This window comes from Sandarakinorhabdus limnophila DSM 17366 (assembly GCF_945882885.1).
Taxonomy (GTDB): domain Bacteria; phylum Pseudomonadota; class Alphaproteobacteria; order Sphingomonadales; family Sphingomonadaceae; genus Sandarakinorhabdus; species Sandarakinorhabdus limnophila_A.
The window spans coordinates 73,667-95,713 of the sequence record NZ_CAMCWT010000004.1 but is presented as its reverse complement, the minus strand read 5'-3'; the positions used below and the strand labels follow the sequence as shown (position 1 = coordinate 95,713).

The following is a 22,047-nucleotide window of genomic DNA, read 5'->3' as shown; positions in this document are numbered from 1 at the left end:
CGAGCCAAGGTCGATGCCATGCACGCCGCCGCGCTGGCCGCCGGCGCTGGAGATGAAGGCGCGCCCGGCGTGCGCGGCGAGGACGGTCCACAGGCGTTCTACGGCGCCTATTTCCGCGATCCCGATGGCAACAAATTGTGCGCCTTCCGGGTGGGGCCCGCCTGATCGAATGGACCCACTGTCGATCATTGCCGATGAACTGAAGCAGCGCGACCGGGAGCGTTGGCTGGCCTGCCTCTATGCGGCAGCGCCGGCCCGCCCTGGCCTGGTCGCGCTGCTGGCCCTGGACGCGGAACTGGCGCAGCTGGTTGCCACCACCACAGAGCCCCTGCTGGGCGAAATCCGCCTGGCCTGGTGGCGCGATCGGCTGATCGAGCTCGATACGCAGCCTGCCCCGGCGCAGCCGCTGTTGCAGGCGTTGCAGGCCCGCACGCTGCCGCGGCTTTCGGGTTCGGATCTGGCTGGTCTGGAAGATGGCTGGCTGGCCCGGCTGAACGGCGATGCGGCCGGCAGTGCGAGTGGTTGCGTGCGCCTGTTCACCCTGGCCGCGCGGCTGCTCGGCGCCGATCCGGCCGAGGGTGAGTATTTGGGCCGAGCGCTGGCGCTGGCGCAAAGTCCGCCCGACCGCACATCGGTGCTGCTGCGCCCGCTGCGCGCCTTGGTAGAATTGAAGGCACGCGATGCCGCCCATGCCGCCGCCGGCCGCCCGCTCGAACCGCGCGGCACGCTGGCCCGGCAGGCGTTGATGTTCAAGGTGGTTGCACTGGGGCGCTGAGGCAGCGTATCGCTGGGCATTCAGGGTCTTGGCGATGGTGGGAGCAGTGAAGTGCGCCGCATCCTTGGCTTTGTCGTGGCTCTGGTTGGCCTGCTGGGCGCCGGCCTGATTATCTGGCGCGCGCCGCCTGTCACCCAGCCCGCTGCCGCCTTGGCCAGTGCTGATCCGCCGGCAACAGATGCGGCCGCAGCGCCGCTGGAGGCGCCGAATTCCCCCCTGTCCGACGCCGAGCGCGAGGCCCGCCGCCTGCGCCGCAACGACAAGGACAAGGATGGCAGCGTCAATCGCGGCGAATTTCTTGCCAATCGCCGCAAGAACTTTGAGCGCGCGGACCGCAACCGGGATGGCAGGCTGGATTTCGAGGAGTTTGCCGTGGCCACCGCCACGAAATTCACCCGCGCCGATCGCAATGCCGATGGTGCGCTCACCCCCGGCGAGTTTGCGACCACGGAAGTGAAGCGCAAGCCCAAGGCTGCCTGCGTTTGCCCGCCGCCAAGTGAGGAGTGAGGCTTAGGCCACCTTCATCCAGTCTGCAAGATCCGCCCGCGCCCGCGTTACTAGAGCGGGCTTGCGTTGATCCTTCTTCACGCCCGTCTCCAGCGCCGGAAACAGGCCAAAGTTGACGTTCATCGGCTGGAAGGTCGAAGCCTCTGCGCCGCCGGTAATGTGGTGGAGCAGGGCACCAAGCGCCGTTGTCGCCGGCGGTGGCACCGGTTCGCGGCCCTGCCGTTCGGCAATGGCGAACCGCGCCGCCATCAGGCCCACTGCCGCGCTTTCAACATAGCCTTCGCAGCCGGTGATCTGGCCGGCAAAGCGGATGCCGGGCCGCAGCTTCAGCCGCAGCGTGTCATCCAGCAGTACCGGCGACTTGATGAAGGTGTTGCGGTGCAGGCCGCCCAACCGCGCGAATTGGGCGTTTTCGAGGCCCGGAATCATGCGGAACACCCGTACCTGTTCGGCATGCTTCATCTTGGTCTGGAATCCCACCATGTTCCACAGGCTGCCCAAGGCATTGTCCTGCCGCAATTGCACCACGGCCCAGGCGCGGCGGCCGGTGGCGGGGTTGGTCAGGCCCACCGGCTTCATCGGGCCAAAGCGCGGCGTGTTGCGGCCATGTTCGGCCATCACCTCGATCGGCATACAGCCGTCGAAATAAGGGGTGTTGGCCTCCCACTCCTTGAAGCTGGCCATTTCAGCGGCCAGCATCGCATCGATGAAGGCCTCATACTGCTCCTTGTCCATGGGGCAGTTCAGGTAGTCCTTGGCCCCGCCCTTGTCCCAGCGCGACTGGAACCAGGCGGTTTCCAGATTGATGGATTCAAAATGGATGACCGGCGCGATGGCGTCGAAAAACGCCAGCGCATCCTGCCCGGTCAGATCGCGGATCGCTTCGGCCAGCGGCGTCGCCGTCAGCGGCCCGGTGGCGATGATCACGCTGTCCCAGTCTTCCGGCGGCAGACCAGCGATCATCTCGCGCACGATCGTCACGTTGGGATGGGCGGCCAGCGCCGCCGTCACGCCACCCGAAAACACGTCGCGATCCACTGCCAGTGCAGAGCCAGCCGGCACCCGCGCCTTGTCCGCCTCGCGCATGATGATGCTGCCCAGCGCCCGCATCTCCTGGTGGATCAGGCCCACGGCGTTGTTGTCGGGATCATCGCTGCGGAAACTGTTGGAACAAACGAGTTCGGCCAGCCCGTCGGTCTTGTGCGCGTCGGTGCCATGCGGTCCGCGCATCTCATGCAGGATAACGGGAATGCCGGCTTGCGCGATCTGCCAGGCGGCTTCGGAACCGGCGAGGCCACCGCCAATGATGTGGATGGGGAGTGTCATGCCCCGGCCTATGCGGCAGGCCGGGACGGTTTTCCAGTCACGAAAGCTTCAAGGATGAATGATTTATTTAATAACCGTAAATAATGTAATGGGTATTTTCCACATTCGGGGAAATATCACATGAAGCCTTTGCTTTTTGCGGTTGCGGCAGTTGCGAGCCTTGCGGCGTTGCCGACTTCGGCCGCGGTGATCACGGCCAGCCTTGATGCCAACGCGATGCAGATTAACCTGTTGATCAATGTTGCGATCACGCCTGTGTCGCTCGGCGTTGGTGACACGCTCGATCTCACCATCAATTTCACCAACGGCCCGATGACTGTTGGCAACGGCAGCGCGTTGTGGATTGGTCTGCTGACCAATGGCGACGGCGCCATGCTGAGCAGCACCGCCACGATGTTCGTTTTGGGCGGCAGTGCTAACATGTTTGGCAGTCTCAGCAACACGCAGGACAACAGCTTCGCACACGTTGGCAATTTCTTCGGCGGCTTCCAAACCGGGCCCGGCGACCTGAGCTCTGCCGGCCTGTGCCAGACGCTGACGATCAACAGCAGCGATTTGCAGGGCCCACGCGAATATGATCGGGCGTTTTTCTTCTTCACCGATCTGTCGCAGGGCGGTGTCGTGCCTGAACCGCAAAGCTCGGCCATGCTGATCGCCGGCTTTTGTCTTGTCGGCGCTGCAGCACGCCGTCGCCGCTCTGGTGCTGTCCGCACCGTCGCGGCCTGATCGACCGCAAGAAGGACCGAATCCGGGTGCGACAAGCGCCCGGCTTCCTCTTTTTTGCCAGTTTGATGCCGCACCGCAAAAAAGCTGCGACAAACAGTCTCTATCCTGACTTTCCAATCCGAAACCCCCCGGCTATACGGGCTTCGATAGCGGCGGGTAACTGCCGCCGGTTCTGGAAAGTGACATGCTTTTTGCAAACGGCCAGTTTGTGGCCCCCCAGCGTTCGGATAGCTGACGGCCATGCCCAAGCTGACCGTCGATGGAATCGAAGTAGAGGTGCCGAACGGCGCCACAGTGTTGCAGGCCTGCGAAGCGGCCGGCGCTGAAATCCCGCGTTTCTGCTACCACGAGCGCCTGTCCATCGCCGGCAACTGCCGCATGTGCCTGGTAGAAATGGAAAAATCCCCCAAGCCGGTGGCCAGCTGCGCCATGCCGGCCGCCGATGGCCAGGTGATCCACACCCGCACCGAAAAGGTGAAGAAGGCCCGCGAAGGGGTGATGGAATTCCTGCTCATCAACCACCCGCTCGATTGCCCGATCTGCGATCAGGGCGGCGAATGCGATCTGCAGGATCAGTCGCTCACCTATGGCAAGGGCGCCAGCCGCTATGACGAGAACAAGCGGGCGGTGACCGAGAAATACATGGGCCCGCTCATCAAGACGGTGATGACGCGCTGCATCCACTGCACCCGCTGCGTGCGCTTTGCCGAGGAAGTGGCCGGCGTCGAGGAAATCGGCGCTATCGGCCGGGGTGAATCGATGCAGATCACGTCGTATCTGGAAAAGGCCGTCACTTCCGAAGTGTCGGGCAACGTGATTGATCTGTGCCCGGTCGGCGCGCTGACCTCCAAGCCCTATGCCTTCCAGGCGCGGCCTTGGGAGCTGAAGAAGACCGATTCGATCGACGTGATGGATGCCATTGGCAGCAACATCGTTGTTGGCAGCCGCGGCGCTGCTGTGCTTCGGGTGACGCCGCGCCTGAACGACGACGTCAATGAAGAATGGCTGGCCGACAAGAGCCGCTTTGCCGTGGATGGCCTCTCCGAACGCCGGCTTGATACGCCGTGGGTGCGGGCGGGCGGCAAGCTGCAGAAGGCGACGTGGGCCGAAGCGTTCACTGCCGTCGCCGCCGGATTGAAGGGCCTGAAGGGCGACGAAATTGCTGGCATCGTGGGTGATCTGAACGCGGTCGAAGAGATGGTGGCGCTGCGCGATCTTTTGGCAACGCTGGGCTCCACCCGCATTGAAAGTCGCCAGGATGGTGCGCTGTTCGACACGGGCGAAGCGGCGAACTGGCTTTTCAATACCGGTCTGGTCGGTATCGAGACGGCCGATGCCATTCTGCTTGTCGGCACTAATCCCCGTCAGGAAGCCGCGCTGCTCAATGTTCGGCTGCGCAAGGCGGTCAAGAAGGGCGGCGCCAAGGCGTTTAATATCGGCCCGGCGGCTGATCTGAGTTTCCCGATCATCCAGCTTGGCGACGATGCGGCGCTGCTGACCGCGTTGCCGGCCGACGTGGTCGCTGGCTTTGCTGCGGCCCAGCGCCCGGCAATCATCCTGGGCATGGGCGCGCTGAAAACACCTGGCCTCTATGCCGCCGCCCGCGCCGCTGCCGTACAACTGGGAGTGGTCAAGGATGGCTGGAACGGCTTCAACCTCGTCCACACCGCCGCCGCCCGCGCTGGTGCACTCCGGCTGGGCCTCGCCGTCGAAGGCGGCGTCAATGCGCTGCTCTGCGATACCGGCGTGAAGGCGCTGTTCTTGGCTGGCGCCGACGAAGTCAACGTGATGTCCGGACGCTTCACCGTCTATATCGGCACTCACGGCGATCACGGCGTGCGCCATGCCGATGTGATCCTGCCGGCCGCCGCCTACACCGAAAAGCCCGGCACCTATGTGAACATGGAAGGCCGCGTGCAGCGCGCACTGAAAGCCACGCAGCCCCCCGGCGACGCGCGCGAGGATTGGACGATCCTGCGCGCCTTGTCCTCCGTGCTGGGCCAGAAATTGCCTTATGATGATCTGTCGGCCCTGCGCCGCCGCATCGCCGCTGATTGGCCCGATCTGGCCCGCGACGGCCTGATCGCCCGTGTGGGCACCCTGCCAGCCGTGAACGCCGCCCCGGTGCAGGGCGCGCTGCATCTGGCCTACAGCAACTACCACCTCACCAACCCGGTGGCCCGCGCCAGTGCCACCATGGCCGCGTGCGTCTCCTCGCTCATCGCGGTGCAGGAGGCTGCCGAATGACCTACACTGGCTGGTTCGTCGAACAGTTCGGGCAAGGCCCGGGCTGGTTCCTCGCCAATCTGACGCTGATCCTCGCCATTGCCTTCCCGGTGATGGTGGGCGTGGCGTTGGCGGTTTATGCCGATCGCAAGATCTGGGCAGCGATGCAGATGCGGCGCGGCCCCAACGTGGTAGGCCCGTTCGGCCTGCTGCAGACTTTTGCAGACGCCGCCAAATTGTTCCTGAAGGAAACCATCATCCCCACGGGCGCATCGACCGGCGTGTTCCTGCTCGCCCCGATGATCAGCTTCACGCTGGCGCTGGTGGTGTGGGCGGTGATGCCGTTCGATGCCGGCCTGGTGCTGGCCGATCTCAACGTCGGCCTGCTTTACGTGTTCGCCGTTTCGTCGATGGGCGTTTACGGCATCATCATGTCGGGCTGGGCGTCCAACTCCAAATATGCCTTCCTCGGTGGCCTGCGTTCGGCGGCGCAGATGGTTTCCTACGAAGTCTCAATGGGCTTCATCCTCGTCTCGGTGATGATGTACGCGCAGAGCCTCAACCTGTCGGACATCGTGATGAGCCAGAAGGGCAATGTGCTGGGCATATTGAATGGCAACATCTTCAATCCGCTGCTGTTCCCGATGGGCATCATGTTCTTCATCACCGCGCTGGCCGAAACTAACCGCTCTCCGTTCGATCTGCCCGAAGCCGACTCCGAGCTCGTCGCCGGCTACCAGGTCGAATATTCGTCGATGAGCTTCGCGCTCTTCTTCCTCGGCGAATATGCCAACATTCTCTTCATGTGCGCGCTGATCCCCACATTGTTCCTAGGTGGTTGGCTGCCGCCGCTCGATTGGGCGCCGCTCTACCTGATCCCCGGCTTCGTCTGGTTCCTGGTGAAGATGGCCTTCATGTTCTTCGTCTTCGCCTGGGTGAAGGCCACTGTGCCGCGCTACCGTTATGACCAGCTGATGCGGCTGGGCTGGAAAGTCTTCCTGCCGCTGTCGCTGTTCTGGGTGATCCTGGTGTCGGGCTGGCTGATGTTCACAGGGCACTTTGTGGCCGCGCCGGAAGCCCTTTGATGTCCGCGCTGCTCCGTTCCGCCAAGTCGCTGCTGCTGCTGGAGTTCGTCTCCGGCATGTGGCTGACCTTGCGCTATTTCTTCCGCCCCAAGGTGACGATCAACTATCCGTTCGAAAAGGGCCCCATCTCGCCGCGCTTCCGCGGCGAACATGCGCTGCGCCGTTATCCCAACGGCGAAGAACGCTGCATCGCCTGCAAATTGTGCGAAGCCGTCTGCCCGGCGCAGGCCATCACCATCGAAGCCGAACCGCGCATCGATGGCAGCCGCCGCACCACCCGGTACGACATCGACATGACCAAGTGCATCTATTGCGGTCTGTGCCAGGAAGCCTGCCCGGTGGATGCCATCGTCGAAACGCCGAACTTCGAATTCGCCACCGAAACCCGCGAAGAGCTGATCTACGACAAGAACAAGCTGCTCGCGAACGGCGAGAAGTGGGAACGCGCCATCGCCAGCAACATCGCTGCAGACAGCGAGTGGCGTTGATGGCCGCTTTAGCCTTCTATCTGTTCGCCGGCCTGCTGCTCACCAGTGGCCTGATGGTGATCACGGCGCGGAACCCGGTGCACTCGGTGCTGTGGCTAATCCTGGCCTTTTTCAACGCTGCCGGCCTGTTCATCCTGCTTGGCGCCGAGTTCCTGGCGATGCTGCTGGTCATCGTCTACGTCGGCGCGGTGGCGGTGCTGTTCCTGTTTGTCGTCATGATGCTCGATATTGATTTCAAGGTGTTGCAGCGCGGCGCCCTGAAGAACCTGCCGCTTGGCCTTGCCGTATCGGGCGTCATCCTTGCCGAAATCCTGCTGGTCGCCATGGGCTGGCAGCCGGGGCAGGGCGTGATCGTCCACGAAGCGCTCGCTGGTTCGCCGGAAGGCATGAGCAACACGCAGTGGATCGGCAGCCAGATTTATACCCGTTATTTCTTCGTCTTCTCCATGTCCGGGCTGTTGCTGCTGGCGTCGATGATAGGCGCCATCGTGCTGACCCACCGCCGCCGCATCGGCAACAGGCGGCAAGATATTGGCGTGCAGGTGGCGCGCACGCCGGCGGGCACGCTGGGCGTCGGCAAGGCTGGCCTTGGCCAGGGGGTGGAATTGTGATCGGGCTCACCCATTATCTCGCCGTTTCGGCCGCGCTGTTCGTTCTGGGCGTGCTCGGTATCTTCCTTAATCGCCGCAACATCATCATCATTCTGATGTCGCTGGAACTGATCCTGCTCGCAGTGAACATCAACCTCGTCGCCTTCTCGGCCTTCCTGCACCAGGTACATGGCCAGATCTTCGCGATGTTCGTGCTCACCGTGGCCGCCGGCGAAGCGGCCATTGGCCTTGCCATATTGGTCATCTATTTCCGGGGTCGCGGCACGGTGGCGGTTGATCAAGCCGATCTGATGAAGGGCTGACGATGATCACCATCCTCGTCTTCCTGCCGCTGCTCACGGCGCTTGTCGCCGGGCTGGGCGGCCGCGTCATCGGCCACACCGCGGCCAAGGCGCTCACCACTGGCGGGCTCTTTGTCTCGGCGGCGCTGGCCTGGGTGATTTTCACCGGTTTCTGGCTCAACGATACCGCCGGCTACACCGTGCCGGTGCTGGACTGGATCGAAAGCGGCGGCCTTTCCGTCAAATGGGCGCTGAAGGTCGACACGCTCACCGCGGTCATGCTGGTCGTCGTCACCAGCGTCTCGGCGCTCGTCCACCTCTACAGCTGGGGCTATATGGAGGAAGACCCGTCGCAAAGCCGCTTCTTCGCCTATCTCTCGCTGTTCACTTTCGCCATGCTGATGCTGGTGACAGCCGATAACCTCGTCCAGATGTTCTTCGGCTGGGAAGGGGTGGGCCTCGCCTCCTATCTGCTCATCGGTTTCTGGTATCACAAGCCCTCGGCCAACGCGGCGGCCATAAAGGCGTTCGTCGTCAACCGCGTCGGCGATTTCGGCTTTTCGCTCGGCATCTTCGGCACCTTCCTGGTGTTCGGCACCGTCTCCATCGATGCCATTCTCGCCGCCGTGCCGCAGCACAGCGGGCAGACCTTCAGCTTCCTCGGCTCCCAGGTCGACGTGATGACCTGCCTGTGCTTGCTGCTGTTCGTCGGCGCCATGGGCAAGTCCGCCCAGCTCGGCCTGCACACGTGGCTTCCCGACGCCATGGAAGGCCCCACGCCGGTTTCCGCGCTGATCCATGCCGCCACCATGGTGACCGCCGGCGTGTTCATGGTCTGCCGCCTGTCGCCGATGTTCGAGTCCAGCCCCACCGCGCAGGCCGTCGTCTGCGTGATCGGCGCCTGCACGGCGCTGTTCGCCGCCACCGTGGGCATGGTGCAGAACGACATCAAGCGGGTGATTGCCTATTCCACGTGCTCGCAGCTCGGCTACATGTTCTTCGCGGCCGGCAGTGGTGCCTATGGCGCGGCCATGTTCCACCTGTTCACCCACGCTTTCTTCAAGGCGCTGCTGTTCCTCGGTGCCGGTTCGGTGATCCACGCCATGCACCACGAGCAGGACATGCGTTTCTATGGCGGCCTCAGGAAACACATCCCCATCACCTTCTGGATGATGACGATCGGCACGCTGGCGCTCACCGGTTTTTTCTTCACCGCCGGCTATTATTCAAAGGACGCGATCCTGGAAGCGGCCTTCGCCAGCGGCACCAGCCACGGCATGTTTGCCTTCTTCGTTGGCGCATTCGTGGCGGCGCTGACCAGCTTCTATTCGTGGCGGCTGGTGTTCCTTACCTTCTTCGGCAAGCCGCGCTGGGTTGCATCCGAGCATATCCAGCACGCCGCGCACGGTGATCACGGCCACGGCCATGACGATCATCATGCCCACGCGCACGATCACGCCCATGACGATGGCACCGCCGGCTATCACCCACACGAAAGCCCGCTTTCGATGCTGATCCCGCTGTTCGTGCTCGGCACCGGCGCGTTGCTGGCCGGCTGGGTGTGGCATGAGAGCTTCGTTGGTGCTGAAGAGGGCGCTGGCTTCTGGCGCGGCAGCCTCGCCTTCCGCGAACATCTGATGCACGCCATGCACGAAGTGCCGGCCTGGGTGGTCTACACGCCGTCCGTCGCCTTCTTCCTCGGCCTCGGCCTTGCCTGGCACGTGTTCCTGAACAAGCCATCGATCCCGATCTGGTGGCAGAAGGAAGTGCCTGGCCTCTACCAGTTCCTCTTGCGGAAATGGTACTTCGATGAGCTGTATGACGCGATCTTCGTGAAGCCGGCCCAGTGGCTTGGCCGCCAGTTCTGGACGCGCGGTGATCAGCAGACCATCGATCGTTTCGGTCCCAATGGCGCTGCCGACATGGTGGTGGTGGGTGCCGGCCTCGCCCGGCGCTTCCAGACCGGGTATGTCTATAGTTACGCACTGGTGATGCTGATCGGCTTGGCCGCCGCTGCCGCCTGGATGATGCGCTGATGATCCTTTCCTTCATGATCCTGCTGCCAGTGGTGGCAGCGCTGGTGGTGGCGACGCTGCCCGGCGCAGAGGCCGAACGTGCCGGCCGCGCCCGTGTCGTGGCGCTGGCCACCACGTTGGTGGAGTTCGGCCTCGGCATCTGGCTGTGGACGCAGTTTGACCAGACGACCGCGGCCTTCCAGTTCACCGAAAACCTGCCGCTGTTCGCGCCATTCCTGAACTGGTCGCTGGGCATCGACGGCATCGCGCTGATGCTGATCGAGCTTTCGGTGTTCCTGATGCCGCTGTGCATCCTCGCCAGTTGGGTAGCGGTGAAAAAGCGCGTGCCGGAATATATGGCAGCGTTCCTGCTGATGGAATCGCTGATGATCGGGACGTTCGCGGCGCGCGACATGTTCCTGTTCTACCTGTTCTTCGAAGGCGGCCTGATCCCGATGTTCCTGATCATCGGCATCTGGGGCGGCGCCCGGCGCATCTATGCCAGCTACAAATTCTTCCTCTACACGCTGCTCGGCTCGGTGCTGATGCTGGTGGCCATGCTTTGGATGGTGAATTTCGCGGGCTCGGCAGACATCGGCGTGTTGAGCCGCACCGATTTCCCCAAGGAAGCCCAGTTCTGGCTGTTCCTGGCCTTCTTCGCCTCGTTCGCGGTGAAGATGCCGATGTGGCCAGTGCACACCTGGCTGCCTGATGCCCACGTCGAAGCGCCCACCGCTGGCTCGGTCATCCTCGCCGGCGTGCTGCTGAAACTCGGCGGCTATGGCTTCATCCGCTTCAGCTTGCCGATGTTCCCCGATGCCAGTGCGCAACTGATCTGGCTGGTGTTCGGCTTGTCGATGGTTGCGGTCGTTTACACCTCGCTGGTCGCGCTGGTGCAGCAGGACATGAAGAAGCTCATCGCCTATTCGTCCGTCGCCCACATGGCGTTCGTCACCGGCGGCCTGTTCGCGCTCAACACGCAGGGCATCGAAGGCGCCATGGTGATGATGCTCAGCCACGGCCTCGTGTCCGGCGCCCTGTTCCTGTGCGTCGGCGTGATCTACGATCGCCTCCACACCCGCGAGATCGGGCGCTATGGCGGCCTGGCGGATACCATGCCCAAATATGCGCTGGTGCTGCTGTTCTTCACCATGGCCAGCGTCGGCCTGCCGGCCACATCGGGCTTCGTCGCGGAATTCCTCGTGCTGCTCGGCATGTACCAGACCAGCACCTGGGCCACCTTCGTGTTGACCACCGGCATCATTCTGGGTGCGGCCTACATGCTCTGGCTCTATGCCCGCGTCGCCTATGGCAAGGCCGCCGGCGACGACACGCGCGCCATGCCGGATCTAGACGCGCGCGAAATCGCCATTCTTGCCCCGATCATCCTCGCGACACTGTGGATGGGCATTTATCCCAAAAGCTTCCAGGCTCCGATGAAGCCGGCCATTGCCGAAGTCGTCGCGCGTCTGGAGGGCCGCCAACTCGCCACCGTGCCGACCGACATGAGCCTGTCGCCCGCGCTGCCCGCGATCGCGGCCCCGGCACACGCCGCAGAGAGCCACCACTGATGCACCCGATCTTCACCTCCATCGCCATTGCCGGCCCGGAAACCGTGCTGACGCTCGGCAGCCTCGCTGCGCTGATGCTCGGCACATTCTCGGCGAAGGGCAGGGCCCTAACTGTCACCAGCTTGTTCGCCGTCGCCATCCTTGCGCTGGCCGGTTTCACCCTGCTCGATGCCCCCGCCGGCATCACCCGCGCCTTCGATGGCCTTTATGTCGCTGATGATTTCTCCGCCTTCCTGAAGGTCATCATCCTCGCCGCTGCCGCCGCCTCGGTCCTGCTGGCGCTGCCATGGCTGATCGAGAGCGGGTCGGGCCGCTTCGAATATCCAGTGCTGCTGCTGCTGGCGACGCTGGGCATGACCATCATGGTCTCGGCCAATGATCTGCTCACGCTGTATGTCGGCCTCGAACTCGCCGCGCTGCCGTCCTACGTGCTGGCGGCTTTCCACCGGCAGGATGATCGCTCAGCCGAGGCCGGCCTCAAATATTTCGTGCTGGGCGCGCTCGCTTCGGGTATCCTGCTTTACGGCGTCACGCTGATCTACGGCTTCTCCGGCTCGACCCAGCTCGACGTGATCGCCGGCGTGGTTTCCGGCCAGACCGAACGCTCCATCGGTTTGCTGTTCGGCATCGTCTTCATCCTCTCCGGCCTGGCCTTCAAAGTCTCCGCTGTGCCGTTCCACATGTGGACGCCAGACGTGTATGAAGGCGCCCCCACCCCGGTCGCCGCCTTCTTCTCGGCCGCGCCCAAGGCTGCCGCACTCGGCCTGCTGGCGCGCGTGCTGGTCGTCGCCTTCCCCGGCAAGATCGCTGCGGATTGGCAGCAGATCCTGATCTTCATCGCCATCGGCTCTATGGTGCTCGGCGCGGTCGCGGCCGTCGCGCAAACCAACATCAAGCGCCTGCTGGCCTATAGCTCGATCGCCAACATCGGCTTCGCACTGGTGGGCCTCACGCCCGGCACTCCGGCGGGCATTTCGGCGCTACTGTTCTATGTCACCGTCTATGTCGCGATGACTTTGGGCAACTTCCTCGTCGTGCTGCAACTGCGACGCCCCGATGGCAGCCCGGTCGAAAACATGGCCGATTTCGCCGGCCTGTCGAAAACGCAGCCGAAACTCGCCGCCGCGCTCGCCATCTTCATGTTCAGCCTCGCCGGCATCCCGCCGCTGCTGGGTTTCTGGCCGAAGTTCGCCGTGTTCCAGGCCGCCATCGCCTCCGGTCTGATCGCGTTGGCGCTGATCGGCTTCGTCGCTTCCGTGATCGCGGCCTTCTATTATCTGCGCCTCATCAAGATCATGTATTTCGATGAGCCGGTCGTACCGCTGGCCAGCGAGGGCAGCAGCGTCAACGGCGCCATGATCGCGGCCTGTGCGCTGTTCTGCTCGCCCATCGGCATGCTGGCGATCTCGCCGCTGGTCGCTGCCACCGCCCGCGCTGCCGCGGCGCTGTTCCCGGCTTGAGCGGCTTCACCCACCTCGCAGAGGTCGGTTCCACCAACGATTGGCTGCTGGCCCGCGCCGAGGCGCTGCCCGATGGCCATTGGGTGATCGCCGATCGCCAGACTGCCGGGCGCGGCCGCCGGGGCCGGGTGTGGAACGATGGTGCCGGCAATTTCATGGGCAGCGTGCTGGTCAAGGCGACCGGCCAGGTCCAGCAACTCAGCTTCGTCGCCGCGCTCGCTTTGCATGATGCATTGTCATCGCTCGCAGGTCAGCCGGCCCGCTTCGCCCTCAAATGGCCCAACGACGTGCTGCTGGACGGCACCAAATGCTCCGGCATCCTGCTCGAACGCGTTGGCGAAGCGCTGGTGATCGGCATGGGCGTCAACCTCGCGCATCACCCCGATGGCACCGAACGCCCCGCCACCAGCCTGGCCGCCGCCGGCCTCGCGGTGCCGACGCCGGCCGCGTTGCTCGACGAACTCGCCGCTGCCTTCAGTCATTGGCGCGAGACATGGGCCGCGCATGGCTTCGCCCCCATCCGCACCGCTTGGACCGCGCGCGCCGCTGGCGTCGGCGCCCGCATCGTCGCCCGGCTCGGCAGCGAAAGTCCGGAAGGCCTTTTCACCGGCCTCGCCGACGACGGCGCCCTGCTGATGCAGCTTGACGATGGCAGCACGCGTGCCATCCACGCCGGTGAAGTCTTCGCGTTATGAGGAGGGCCATCTGATGCTGCTCGCCATTGATGTCGGCAATACCAACATCGTCTTCGCGCTGTGCGACGGCGATGTCATCGCCCAACGCTGGCGCATCTCCACCGATGGCCAGCGCACGGCGGATGAATATGCCGTGTGGCTGCACCAGCTGATGGCGCTGGAAGGCGTCACCATGGGCAGCGTCGATGCCGCCATCATCTCCACCGTTGTGCCGCAGACCTTGTTCAATCTGCAGCGCCTGTGCCGCAAATATTTCAGCGTTGAACCGGAAGTGGTCGCCATCGGCGCCATCAACCTGGGCTTGGCGATCGATCTGCCCAACCCGGCCGAAGTCGGCGCCGATCGCCTGGTCAACGCGGTGGCCGCCCACGCGCTGTGGCCGGGCCACCTGATCATCGTCGATTTCGGCACCGCAACCACCTTCGATGTGGTATCAGCCGATGGTGCCTATCAGGGCGGGGCCATCGCGCCGGGTATCAACCTGTCGATGGACGCGCTCTATCAGGCTGCCGCCAAGCTGCCGCGCATCGCTGTCGAACCGCCGCCGGGCAATCTCGGCACGATCGGCAAAGGCACCGTCCACGCCATGCAGTCAGGCGTGTTCTGGGGCTATGTCGGCCTGATCGAAGGGCTGGTGACCCGGCTTTGCCAAGAGATCGTCGGCCCGGTCACCGTCATTGCGACGGGCGGTCTTGCCACCTTGTTCCAACGCCACACCACTGCCATAGCCCATGTTGACGGCGACCTGACCATCAAGGGTCTCATCCGCCTCCACCAATTGAACGCAAAGAACCCCACATAATGACCCCTGGTGACGAGTTGATTTTCCTGCCCCTGGGCGGCTCCGGCGAGATTGGCATGAACGTCAATCTCTATGGCTGCCAGGGCAAATGGGTGATGGTCGATCTCGGCATGACCTTTGGTGACCCGCGCTATCCGGGCATCGACGTGGTGCTGCCCGATCTCGCCTTCATCGAGGAACGCCGCAAGGATCTGCTCGGCATCGTGCTCACCCACGGCCATGAAGATCATATCGGCGCGATCCCCTATCTGGCGGCCGATCTGAAGGTGCCGCTTTATGCCACTCCGTTCACCGCCGGCCTGATCGCGAAAAAGCTGGAGGAAGAAGGGCTGCAGGACGAGGTGAAGCTGAAGATCATCCTGATGGGCGGCACGCTCAAGCTCGGCCCGTTCGGTTTCACCTATGTCGCGCTGGCCCACTCCATCCCCGAAGGCAATGCGCTCATCATCGATACGCCCTATGGCCGCATCTTCCACACCGGCGACTGGAAGCTGGATGATGCGCCGCAGATGGGCACGCCGGCCAGCGCCGCCCAGCTGACCGCCATTGGCGACAGCGGCATCCTGGCGCTTATCGGCGATAGCACCAACGTCTTCAACCCCGAAGCCTCCGGCAGCGAAGCCGATGTGCGCGATGGCCTGATGCGCGTCGTCAAGGCGCGCAAATCCGGCCGCGTGCTGGTGACGACCTTTGCCAGCAACGCCGCGCGCCTGGGCACGCTGGGCGCCGTTGCCAAGGCCTGTGGTCGCGAGCTTGTGTTGGCCGGCCGCTCCATGGATCGCATCGTCGGCGTCGCCCGCGCCACTGGCTATCTGAAAGACCTGCCCGAACCCATCGATTGGGACACGGCGATGAGCCTGCCGCGCAACAAGGTGCTGATCCTGTGCACCGGCGCGCAGGGCGAACCAATGGCGGCGCTGTCGCGCATCGCCGAAGGCAGCCACCCCAAGCTGCGGCTTGAGCCGGGCGATCTCGTCGTCTATTCCTCCAAGCAGATCCCCGGCAATGAACTCAGCATCGGCCGCGTCCAGAACGCGCTGGCCACGCGCGGCATTGACGTCATCACCGAAAAACAGGCCCATGTGCACGTCTCCGGCCACCCCGGTCAGCCGGAACTGGAAGCCATGTACGAATGGATCCGGCCCGAAATCGCCATTCCCGTGCATGGCGAACGTCGTCACATGGAAGAACATGCCAAGCTGGCCAAGGAATGCGGCGTGCCCAAGGCCATGGTGCCGATCAATGGCAGCGCCATCCGCCTGGCGCCCGATGGCCCGAAACTGCTCTCCCACGAACCGGCCGGGCGGCTGGTGCTGGATGGCGATGTCATCCTGCCCGCCGATGGCGCCACCATCGTCGAACGCCGCTGCATGGCCAATTACGGCCTGATCGCGGTGAGCGTCGTCGTTGGCAAGAACGGCCTGCCTGCGGCCACGCCCAAGGTGAGCACGCACGGCGTCCCGGTGGAGGAAGACAAGGACGACTTCCTCGCCGAATGCGCCGAAGCTGCCGAAAAGGCCGCCGCGAAGGGCGATCCGAAACGGCCGGAACATTATGCCGAAGCCATCCGCGTTGCCGTGCGCCGCGTCGCCCGCGAATGGACCGGCAAGAAACCGGTGACGGATGTGCAGGTGACGCGTCTTTGAAGCCGCAATCCGCCCTGGCCATCTATCTGCTGTTTTGGACGCTCACCCTCTTCGCCGTCCTGCCCTTCGGCGTGCGCACGACCGAAGAAGACGGCAGCGAGCCGATCGCGGGCCAGGCCAGCTCCGCCCCATCCAACCCGATGATCGGCAAGAAGCTGCTGTGGACCACCCTGATCAGTGGCGTGATCTTCGGCCTGTTCATGGCCAATTATGAATTTGGCTGGATCGTCGTGGACGACGTCCCCTTCTGGCGCACCCGCGGGCCGTACGCCCCAGTGAAGGCAGGGTAAGAGGCCTCCGGCGGGCAGGGTCGCAGACCCTGCACCCGTTCGTTTGAGGGCATCCTTCTTCAACGGTAGCCATCATGCCGGCGTATGATGGGCCGCCCGAAAACGAAAGTGGGTGCAGGGGCTCAGCCCCTGCCCGCCGGAGGCGTCTTTTAGTTAAATCGCCCGGCGGCCTGGCCAATGGCCAGATACAGCTTGCCCAAAGTGGACGACAGCAGAGTCGCTCCCAATGCCTCGCCGCCGCGTTCCGGCACCACATCGGCGACCAGCGATTCGAACTCCTGCAGGTATCGGCTGGCTTCGGCGCGGAATTCGGCATCGTGGGTGTAGTGGCGCACGAACTGGCGGCCGGCGCCACTGTCTAGCCCGTGGGCGAGGCGGCGGGCGACGGCGCTGGCATCGCCGGCGGCGTAATCGGCCCAGGTCTTGTCGTCGATATCGTAATCCAGCAGCTTGGCCAGATCGATGGCGCTGGATTGCAGGCTGTCGATCAGGCCGTTGGCGCGGCGGCCCAGGGCGTTGCGGATGCGCACTTCGGCACGGGTTTCCACCGCGTCCACATGCGCTTCCACATCCGAAAGGGTGCGGGCCAGCCCGACCAGGCGCTGTGCAACGCGTTCGGCGGCGGCCTGGGCGGATTCACCGGCGCGGCCCTGCAATTCCATCAGTTCTTCGATGCGATCGCGGATTGGCGCGGCGAACGCTGCTTCGGTGCGGCTGATGGCGGCCCTGTCCAGCGCTTCCTCGGCTTCGAGGATCACCCCGGCCAGCGCTGTGCGCATCGCGCCTGCGGCATTGTCGGCCACCTCGCGCACGCGCGCGAACGTTTCGATCAGGTCGCCCGATGCCGTCAGGCTCAGGCGGCTGGTGTCGTCTTCCATCGCGCGCATCTGTTCCTGGGCGCGGGCGATGGCGTCGGCCAGTTCGTCGGTGGTGGCGGTCAGGGTTTCGCGGGCGCTGGTCAGGCGGTTGCTGGCGTCGTTCAGCGTGGCGCTGCTGGTTTCCAGCGGCTCGGCCAGGGTGGCGGCCTGTTCCTTGATGTTGGCCAGTTGCGCTTCCAGCCCGGCGATCTGCCCGCGCAGCGCGCTCACCTGGCTCTCGCCAGCCGGCAACTGGGCTTCGAACAGGGCAATCGTGCGGCCGGCTTCGCTGCCCATGGCTTCCAGCCGCAGCTGCACGGCGGCGAGCGCGGCATCGGCGTCGCCCAGCGGCGCGGTGAAGCCGGCCACCGTCACGTTGGCGGCAGCCAGGCGGGCATCAAGGCCGGACAGCGCCTCGCTGTTGTTGGCGATGGCGGCGGCGAGCCGGGTTTCCAGCGACTCCACCCGGCTGCCCAGCTCGTCCACCAGCGCCGCCGCATTGCGGCCGCTCACCTCGATCTTGCTGGCCAGCAGTTGCAGGTTGGCGAGCCGTTCATCCAGTTCCCGCGCGCCTTCGCCGCCAATGTGCGCCAGCGCGGTGCGGGCCTGATCGACACTCGCCAGCATCGCGCTGGTTTGCGCGTGCACGGCGTCGCGGGTCTGCTCGACCGAGAGGCTCGTGCGCGTGAAGGCATCGTCGATGGCCGCGTTGAGCGCGCCGATCGGTGTCTCCACCGCTTCGCGCACCTGGGCGGCGGCGCTGGCCATGGCTTCAAGACCGGACTGGCTGGCCTGGGCCAGCGCATTGATCTCGCCGCGGCTGGCCTGGGCGGCGGCGCGGGCTTCGGCTTCGGCTTCGCTGGCGCGGGTGTAGAGGCTCGCCAGCAGGGTTTCGGTTTCGGCCAACTGGCTGCGCAACTGGTTGTCCACCCGGGTCATCAGCTCGCTCAAGGCTTCGGCCTGGCTGCTGGCGACAGGGACAGCGCCGGCGAAATCCGTGCTGGCAGAGACGGCCTTGGCCACCGTTGCCGACAGCCGATCGTTGGCGCTGTCGAGCGCGCTGGCCACGCCGGCGATGGCGCTGCTGTGGCTGGCCACTGGTGCTTCCATCTCAGCCATGCGCGCGGTGGCGGCGGCCAGCTGTTCTTCCAGCCGGGTGAGGGATTCGGCGCTGTGCTCCAGCCACTCGGCGGCCTGGGAAGCGCGCGCATCAGCAATGGCGGCACGTGCGGCGTTCACAGCCCCGGCATCGCGCAACTGCACGGCGGCCAGCAGCGCCACGCCCACTGGCCCGGCCAGCGCGGCCAGCATCAGCAGCAGCGGCTGCAGCTTGGCCGAAACGGCAATCGCGCCGGTGGCGGTGCCCCAGGTGGCAATGATGGCAGCGGCCCAGGCCAGACTGGCGATGATCGCAAGGATCCAGGGCCAGCGGCGCGATTCAGGAGGAGCCAGAAAATCACCCATGGAAAAGCACAAACAGGAAAAGGGGCCGCCGTTCAAGCCGGCAGCCCCTTTTCACCGAACTATCCACAAGATTCCGATAGGGTGATCAGCCCAAGGCTCAACCACGCTGGCCCATCGGCACATAATCGCGGTGGGTGTGGCCGGTGTAGAGCTGGCGCGGACGGCCGATCTTCTGATCGGGATCCTCCATCATCTCGGTCCACTGCGCGATCCAGCCGACCGCGCGCGAGATGGCGAACAGCACGGTGAACATCGACGTGGGGAAGCCAATGGCCGACATCACGACGCCCGAATAGAAATCGACGTTGGGGTAAAGCTTCTTGTCGATGAAATAGGGATCGTTGAGTGCGATCTGTTCAAGTTCACGCGCAACATCGAAGATCGGATCGTTGATGCCCATCTTGTCGAGCACGTTCTTGGCGACCTTGGCCATCACCTTGGCGCGTGGATCGTAATTCTTGTACACGCGGTGGCCAAAGCCCATCAGACGGAACGGATCGTCCTTGTTCTTGGCCCGCGCGATGAATTCCGGAATGCGATCCGGCGTGCCGATTTCGCGCAGCATGTTCAGTGCGGCTTCGTTGGCGCCGCCATGCGCCGGGCCCCACAGGCAGGCAATGCCGGCCGAAATGCAGGCGAACGGATTCGCACCCGACGAACCGGCGAGCCGCACGGTGGAGGTGGAGGCGTTCTGCTCGTGATCGGCCTGCAGAATCAGCAGTTTTTCCATCGCGTCTTCGATCACCGGATCGATCACATAGGGTTCGGCCGGCACGCCAAAGGTCATCCGCAGGAAATTGCCGGCGAAACTCAGGCTGTTATCGGGATAGAGGAAGGGCTGCCCGATCGAATATTTATAGGCCATCGCCGCCAGAGTCGGCATCTTGGCGATGATCCGGTGCGAGGCGATCACCCGCTGCTGCGGATCATGAATGTCGGTCGAGTCGTGATAGAAGGCCGCCATCGCACCCACGATGCCGCACATGATCGCCATCGGGTGGGCGTCGCGCCGGAAACCCCGATAGAAGGTCGCCAGCTGTTCGTGAATCATGGTGTGGCGGGTGATGTTAAGGGTGAATTCGGCATTCTGTTCCGCATTGGGCAGATCGCCGTTCAGCAGCAGATGCGCGACTTCCAGAAAGCTCGACTGTTCGGCCAGCTGCTCGATGGGATAGCCGCGATAGAGCAGGATACCTTCATCGCCATCGATATAGGTGATCTTGGATTCGCACGACGCGGTGCTGGTAAAGCCCGGATCGAAGGTGAAGCGGCCGGTGTTGGCGTAAAGCTTACGAATATCAACGACTTCCGGGCCAATACTGCCCTGGTGCACCGGATATTCCGCGCTTTTTCCGTCGATTCCGATCGTGGCCGTCATGGCAGTCTTCCCTTCGTTCAACCCGCCAGGGCGTCGTCGATCCGCCCCAGCACTTCTTGCCTGCCCAGCACTTCGAGAACCTCGAACAATCCGGGCGATTGCGCCGAACCGGTAACAGCTGCGCGCAACGGCTGGGCGATCTGGCCAAGCTTGGCCGCTTCGCTTTCCGCCAGTTCACGCGCCACCTGTTCCAGTGCGGCAGCCGTCCAGTCATCCTGGGCAGCGAATCGTGCCCGGGCGCGGTCAAGCAGCCCCGGTGTCGCAGACGCTAGCAGCTTGGCAGCGCCTTCGTCCATGGGGATTGGGCGGCTGCGAAGATAGAAAAGGCTGCTGGCTGCTAAATCATTGAGGTTGTTGGCGCGTTTCTTCAACTCCGGCATGGTGCGCTGCAAAAGCGCTGTATCGGAATCGGTCAATTCGCGGCCCAATGCCGCAGCCACCCGGCCGGCAATCAACGCCACCGGCCGGCCATCATCGGCGGCACGCAGATAATGCCCGTTGAGGTTTTCCAGCTTCTTGATGTCAAAGCGTGACGGCGACCGACCCACCCCGGCCAGTTCGAACCACTGCACGGCTTCTTCACGGGTGATGATTTCGGCATCACCATGGCCCCAGCCCAGACGCAGCAGATAATTTTCCACCGCTTCTGGCAGCAGGCCCAATTCGTCGCGATAGGCATCAACGCCCAGCGCGCCGTGCCGCTTCGACAGTTTCGCGCCGTCAGCGCCGTGAATCAGCGGGATATGGGCATAAACCGGCTCCGGCCAGTTCATGGCGCGAATCAGCGCCAGCTGGCGGAAGGCGTTGTTCAGGTGATCATCGCCACGGATCACGTGCGTCACGCCCATGTCGTGATCGTCCACCACCACGGCCAGCATATAGGTGGGCGTACCGTCCGACCGCAGCAGCACGAAATCATCCAGCTCGGCATTGTTCACCGTCACCGGGCCCTGCACCTGATCGTCGATGGTGACACTGCCTTCACGCGGCGCCTTCAGACGGATCACATAATCGGCATCGTTTGGCCAATCGGTGCGGTCGCGCCAGCGCCCGTCGTATCGCATTGGCTGCCTGGCGGCGCGCTGCTCCTCGCGCAGGGCGGTCAGCTCTTCGGGCGTCGCATAACAGCGATAGGCGTGGCCCGCAGCCAACAATGTGTGCGCTACCTCGGCATGGCGGGCAGCCCGGCTGAACTGGTAGACCACCTCGCCATCCCAATTCAGGTTCAGCCAGGTCATCCCATCGAGGATGGCGGCAATGGCCGGCTCGGTGGAGCGCGCCCGATCGGTATCCTCGATGCGCAGATGGAATTCACCGCCGTGGTGGCGGGCAAACAGCCAGTTGAACAGCGCGGTGCGGGCGCCGCCGATGTGCAGGAAACCGGTGGGCGAGGGGGCAAAGCGGGTGACGACCTTGCCGGGCAAATCCTGTGTTGCGCTCATGCGCGTTTCATCCAATCAAGGGCTTCAGGGTCGTGGCCGGGAGGGCACACAGAACGCGCGGGTGGTTAGCAGAAGGATCGAAGAGAAACAAACCGCGGTGCAGGCGCTGATCGCCGGCTGGCACCGCTGGCTGGATGCCGAACGCGCGCATCTGCCCTTGTGGCTGCCGGTGGCGCTGGCGGCCGGCATCGCGCTGTGGTTTGTGCTGCCGTGGGCGCCGTGGCGGCAGGCGGCGGCGTGCGCGGCCGCTGCACTGGCCATCGGATTTCTACTGGCCGGGCTGCGGCCGCTGGCCTGGATGGCGCTGCTGCTGCTGGCCGGCCTGGGCGTCTCCGAACTGCGCGTCGCCTTGAATCATCATCCGGTGCTGGCCGGGCGGGTGTTCGTCACCGTCACCGCCCG

The 22,047-nt window shown here is 64.3% G+C and carries 20 protein-coding genes; 16 read left to right on the top strand and 4 right to left on the bottom strand.

Annotated features, from left to right (window positions below; translation table 11 throughout):
* From Q7O19_RS01750 to Q7O19_RS01740, 3 genes are all read left to right on the top strand, one after another.
* A partial coding sequence (locus Q7O19_RS01750) for a VOC family protein (protein WP_369692400.1) occupies nucleotides 1–165 on the top strand: 165 nt, incomplete at its 5' end.
* 4 nt (nucleotides 166–169) lie between these two features.
* A complete protein-coding gene (locus tag Q7O19_RS01745) occupies nucleotides 170–775 on the top strand; it encodes a squalene/phytoene synthase family protein (protein ID WP_303808287.1) in 606 nt (201 codons plus the stop codon).
* Between the two features lie 51 nt (nucleotides 776–826).
* Entirely contained in the window at nucleotides 827–1,282 is a 456-nt protein-coding gene (locus Q7O19_RS01740) for a histidine kinase (RefSeq protein ID WP_303808285.1), read from the top strand.
* Between the two features lie 3 nt (nucleotides 1,283–1,285).
* Here the strand turns inward: Q7O19_RS01740 and trmFO are convergent, their stop codons facing one another.
* Nucleotides 1,286–2,608, bottom strand: coding sequence for a methylenetetrahydrofolate--tRNA-(uracil(54)-C(5))-methyltransferase (FADH(2)-oxidizing) TrmFO (trmFO, locus tag Q7O19_RS01735; protein ID WP_303808283.1), 1,323 nt, complete (start codon nucleotides 2,606–2,608; stop codon nucleotides 1,286–1,288).
* Nucleotides 2,609–2,728: 120 nt separating this feature from the next.
* Between trmFO and Q7O19_RS01730 the strand changes: the two genes are divergently transcribed.
* From Q7O19_RS01730 to Q7O19_RS01670, 13 genes are all read left to right on the top strand, one after another.
* Entirely contained in the window at nucleotides 2,729–3,334 is a 606-nt protein-coding gene (locus Q7O19_RS01730; RefSeq protein WP_303808282.1) for a PEPxxWA-CTERM sorting domain-containing protein, read from the top strand.
* 240 nt (nucleotides 3,335–3,574) lie between these two features.
* Nucleotides 3,575–5,581: an NADH-quinone oxidoreductase subunit NuoG gene (gene nuoG / locus Q7O19_RS01725; RefSeq protein ID WP_303808281.1), complete on the top strand. Its 2,007-nt coding sequence runs from the start codon at nucleotides 3,575–3,577 to the stop codon at nucleotides 5,579–5,581.
* Nucleotides 5,578–6,645 (top strand): NADH-quinone oxidoreductase subunit NuoH, encoded by a 1,068-nt coding sequence (gene nuoH, locus Q7O19_RS01720; RefSeq protein WP_303808280.1) that lies wholly within the window; start codon nucleotides 5,578–5,580, stop codon nucleotides 6,643–6,645. Before nuoG ends, nuoH begins: the two co-directional genes overlap by 4 nt.
* A 56-nt stretch (nucleotides 6,646–6,701) precedes the next feature.
* Nucleotides 6,702–7,133 (top strand): NADH-quinone oxidoreductase subunit NuoI, encoded by a 432-nt coding sequence (gene nuoI, locus Q7O19_RS01715; RefSeq protein ID WP_243442435.1) that lies wholly within the window; start codon nucleotides 6,702–6,704, stop codon nucleotides 7,131–7,133.
* Complete coding sequence (locus tag Q7O19_RS01710; RefSeq protein WP_303808279.1) at nucleotides 7,130–7,744, top strand: NADH-quinone oxidoreductase subunit J; 615 nt, start codon at nucleotides 7,130–7,132, stop codon at nucleotides 7,742–7,744. The genes nuoI and Q7O19_RS01710 overlap by 4 nt, the downstream gene beginning before the upstream one ends.
* The gene (gene nuoK, locus Q7O19_RS01705) at nucleotides 7,741–8,046 is read left to right on the top strand and encodes an NADH-quinone oxidoreductase subunit NuoK (RefSeq protein WP_303808278.1); all 306 of its coding nucleotides are present in this window, start codon (nucleotides 7,741–7,743) and stop codon (nucleotides 8,044–8,046) included. The genes Q7O19_RS01710 and nuoK overlap by 4 nt, the downstream gene beginning before the upstream one ends.
* A 2-nt stretch (nucleotides 8,047–8,048) precedes the next feature.
* Nucleotides 8,049–10,061 (top strand): NADH-quinone oxidoreductase subunit L, encoded by a 2,013-nt coding sequence (gene nuoL / locus Q7O19_RS01700; protein WP_303808277.1) that lies wholly within the window; start codon nucleotides 8,049–8,051, stop codon nucleotides 10,059–10,061.
* A complete protein-coding gene (locus Q7O19_RS01695) occupies nucleotides 10,061–11,611 on the top strand; it encodes an NADH-quinone oxidoreductase subunit M (protein ID WP_303808276.1) in 1,551 nt (516 codons plus the stop codon). Before nuoL ends, Q7O19_RS01695 begins: the two co-directional genes overlap by 1 nt.
* Entirely contained in the window at nucleotides 11,611–13,071 is a 1,461-nt protein-coding gene (nuoN, locus tag Q7O19_RS01690; protein WP_303808275.1) for an NADH-quinone oxidoreductase subunit NuoN, read from the top strand. The genes Q7O19_RS01695 and nuoN overlap by 1 nt, the downstream gene beginning before the upstream one ends.
* The gene (locus tag Q7O19_RS01685) at nucleotides 13,068–13,766 is read left to right on the top strand and encodes a biotin--[acetyl-CoA-carboxylase] ligase (protein ID WP_303808274.1); all 699 of its coding nucleotides are present in this window, start codon (nucleotides 13,068–13,070) and stop codon (nucleotides 13,764–13,766) included. Before nuoN ends, Q7O19_RS01685 begins: the two co-directional genes overlap by 4 nt.
* Nucleotides 13,767–13,779: 13 nt before the next feature.
* A complete protein-coding gene (locus Q7O19_RS01680; RefSeq protein ID WP_303808290.1) occupies nucleotides 13,780–14,568 on the top strand; it encodes a type III pantothenate kinase in 789 nt (262 codons plus the stop codon).
* Nucleotides 14,568–16,214, top strand: coding sequence for a ribonuclease J (locus Q7O19_RS01675; protein WP_303808273.1), 1,647 nt, complete (start codon nucleotides 14,568–14,570; stop codon nucleotides 16,212–16,214). The genes Q7O19_RS01680 and Q7O19_RS01675 overlap by 1 nt, the downstream gene beginning before the upstream one ends.
* On the top strand, nucleotides 16,211–16,504 hold the full coding sequence (locus Q7O19_RS01670; RefSeq protein WP_303808272.1) for a DUF1467 family protein: 294 nt from the start codon (nucleotides 16,211–16,213) through the stop codon (nucleotides 16,502–16,504). The genes Q7O19_RS01675 and Q7O19_RS01670 overlap by 4 nt, the downstream gene beginning before the upstream one ends.
* 149 nt (nucleotides 16,505–16,653) lie before the next feature.
* Here the strand turns inward: Q7O19_RS01670 and Q7O19_RS01665 are convergent, their stop codons facing one another.
* The 3 genes from Q7O19_RS01665 to gltX all read right to left on the bottom strand — a co-directional run bounded on the left by Q7O19_RS01665 (nucleotide 16,654) and on the right by gltX (nucleotide 21,645).
* Nucleotides 16,654–18,825, bottom strand: a complete 2,172-nt coding sequence (locus tag Q7O19_RS01665; RefSeq protein ID WP_303808271.1) for a hypothetical protein — start codon at nucleotides 18,823–18,825, stop codon at nucleotides 16,654–16,656.
* Between the two features lie 97 nt (nucleotides 18,826–18,922).
* On the bottom strand, nucleotides 18,923–20,203 hold the full coding sequence (locus Q7O19_RS01660) for a citrate synthase (RefSeq protein ID WP_303808270.1): 1,281 nt from the start codon (nucleotides 20,201–20,203) through the stop codon (nucleotides 18,923–18,925).
* 17 nt (nucleotides 20,204–20,220) lie between these two features.
* Complete coding sequence (gene gltX, locus Q7O19_RS01655) at nucleotides 20,221–21,645, bottom strand: glutamate--tRNA ligase (RefSeq protein ID WP_303808269.1); 1,425 nt, start codon at nucleotides 21,643–21,645, stop codon at nucleotides 20,221–20,223.
* Nucleotides 21,646–22,047: the final 402 nt, after the last annotated feature.

Bases quoted from the DNA above. Each gene is read 5' to 3' on its own strand.
- Q7O19_RS01745 (WP_303808287.1), top strand. From the start codon at position 170: ATGGACCCACTGTCGATCATTGCCGATGAACTGAAGCAGCGCGACCGG.
- trmFO (WP_303808283.1), bottom strand. From the start codon at position 2,608: ATGACACTCCCCATCCACATCATTGGCGGTGGCCTCGCCGGTTCCGAA.
- Q7O19_RS01730 (WP_303808282.1), top strand. From the start codon at position 2,729: ATGAAGCCTTTGCTTTTTGCGGTTGCGGCAGTTGCGAGCCTTGCGGCG.
- nuoG (WP_303808281.1), top strand. From the start codon at position 3,575: ATGCCCAAGCTGACCGTCGATGGAATCGAAGTAGAGGTGCCGAACGGC.
- nuoH (WP_303808280.1), top strand. From the start codon at position 5,578: ATGACCTACACTGGCTGGTTCGTCGAACAGTTCGGGCAAGGCCCGGGC.
- nuoI (WP_243442435.1), top strand. From the start codon at position 6,702: ATGTGGCTGACCTTGCGCTATTTCTTCCGCCCCAAGGTGACGATCAAC.
- nuoL (WP_303808277.1), top strand. From the start codon at position 8,049: ATGATCACCATCCTCGTCTTCCTGCCGCTGCTCACGGCGCTTGTCGCC.
- Q7O19_RS01695 (WP_303808276.1), top strand. From the start codon at position 10,061: ATGATCCTTTCCTTCATGATCCTGCTGCCAGTGGTGGCAGCGCTGGTG.
- nuoN (WP_303808275.1), top strand. From the start codon at position 11,611: ATGCACCCGATCTTCACCTCCATCGCCATTGCCGGCCCGGAAACCGTG.
- Q7O19_RS01680 (WP_303808290.1), top strand. From the start codon at position 13,780: ATGCTGCTCGCCATTGATGTCGGCAATACCAACATCGTCTTCGCGCTG.
- Q7O19_RS01675 (WP_303808273.1), top strand. From the start codon at position 14,568: ATGACCCCTGGTGACGAGTTGATTTTCCTGCCCCTGGGCGGCTCCGGC.
- Q7O19_RS01665 (WP_303808271.1), bottom strand. From the start codon at position 18,825: ATGGGTGATTTTCTGGCTCCTCCTGAATCGCGCCGCTGGCCCTGGATC.
- Q7O19_RS01660 (WP_303808270.1), bottom strand. From the start codon at position 20,203: ATGACGGCCACGATCGGAATCGACGGAAAAAGCGCGGAATATCCGGTG.
- gltX (WP_303808269.1), bottom strand. From the start codon at position 21,645: ATGAGCGCAACACAGGATTTGCCCGGCAAGGTCGTCACCCGCTTTGCC.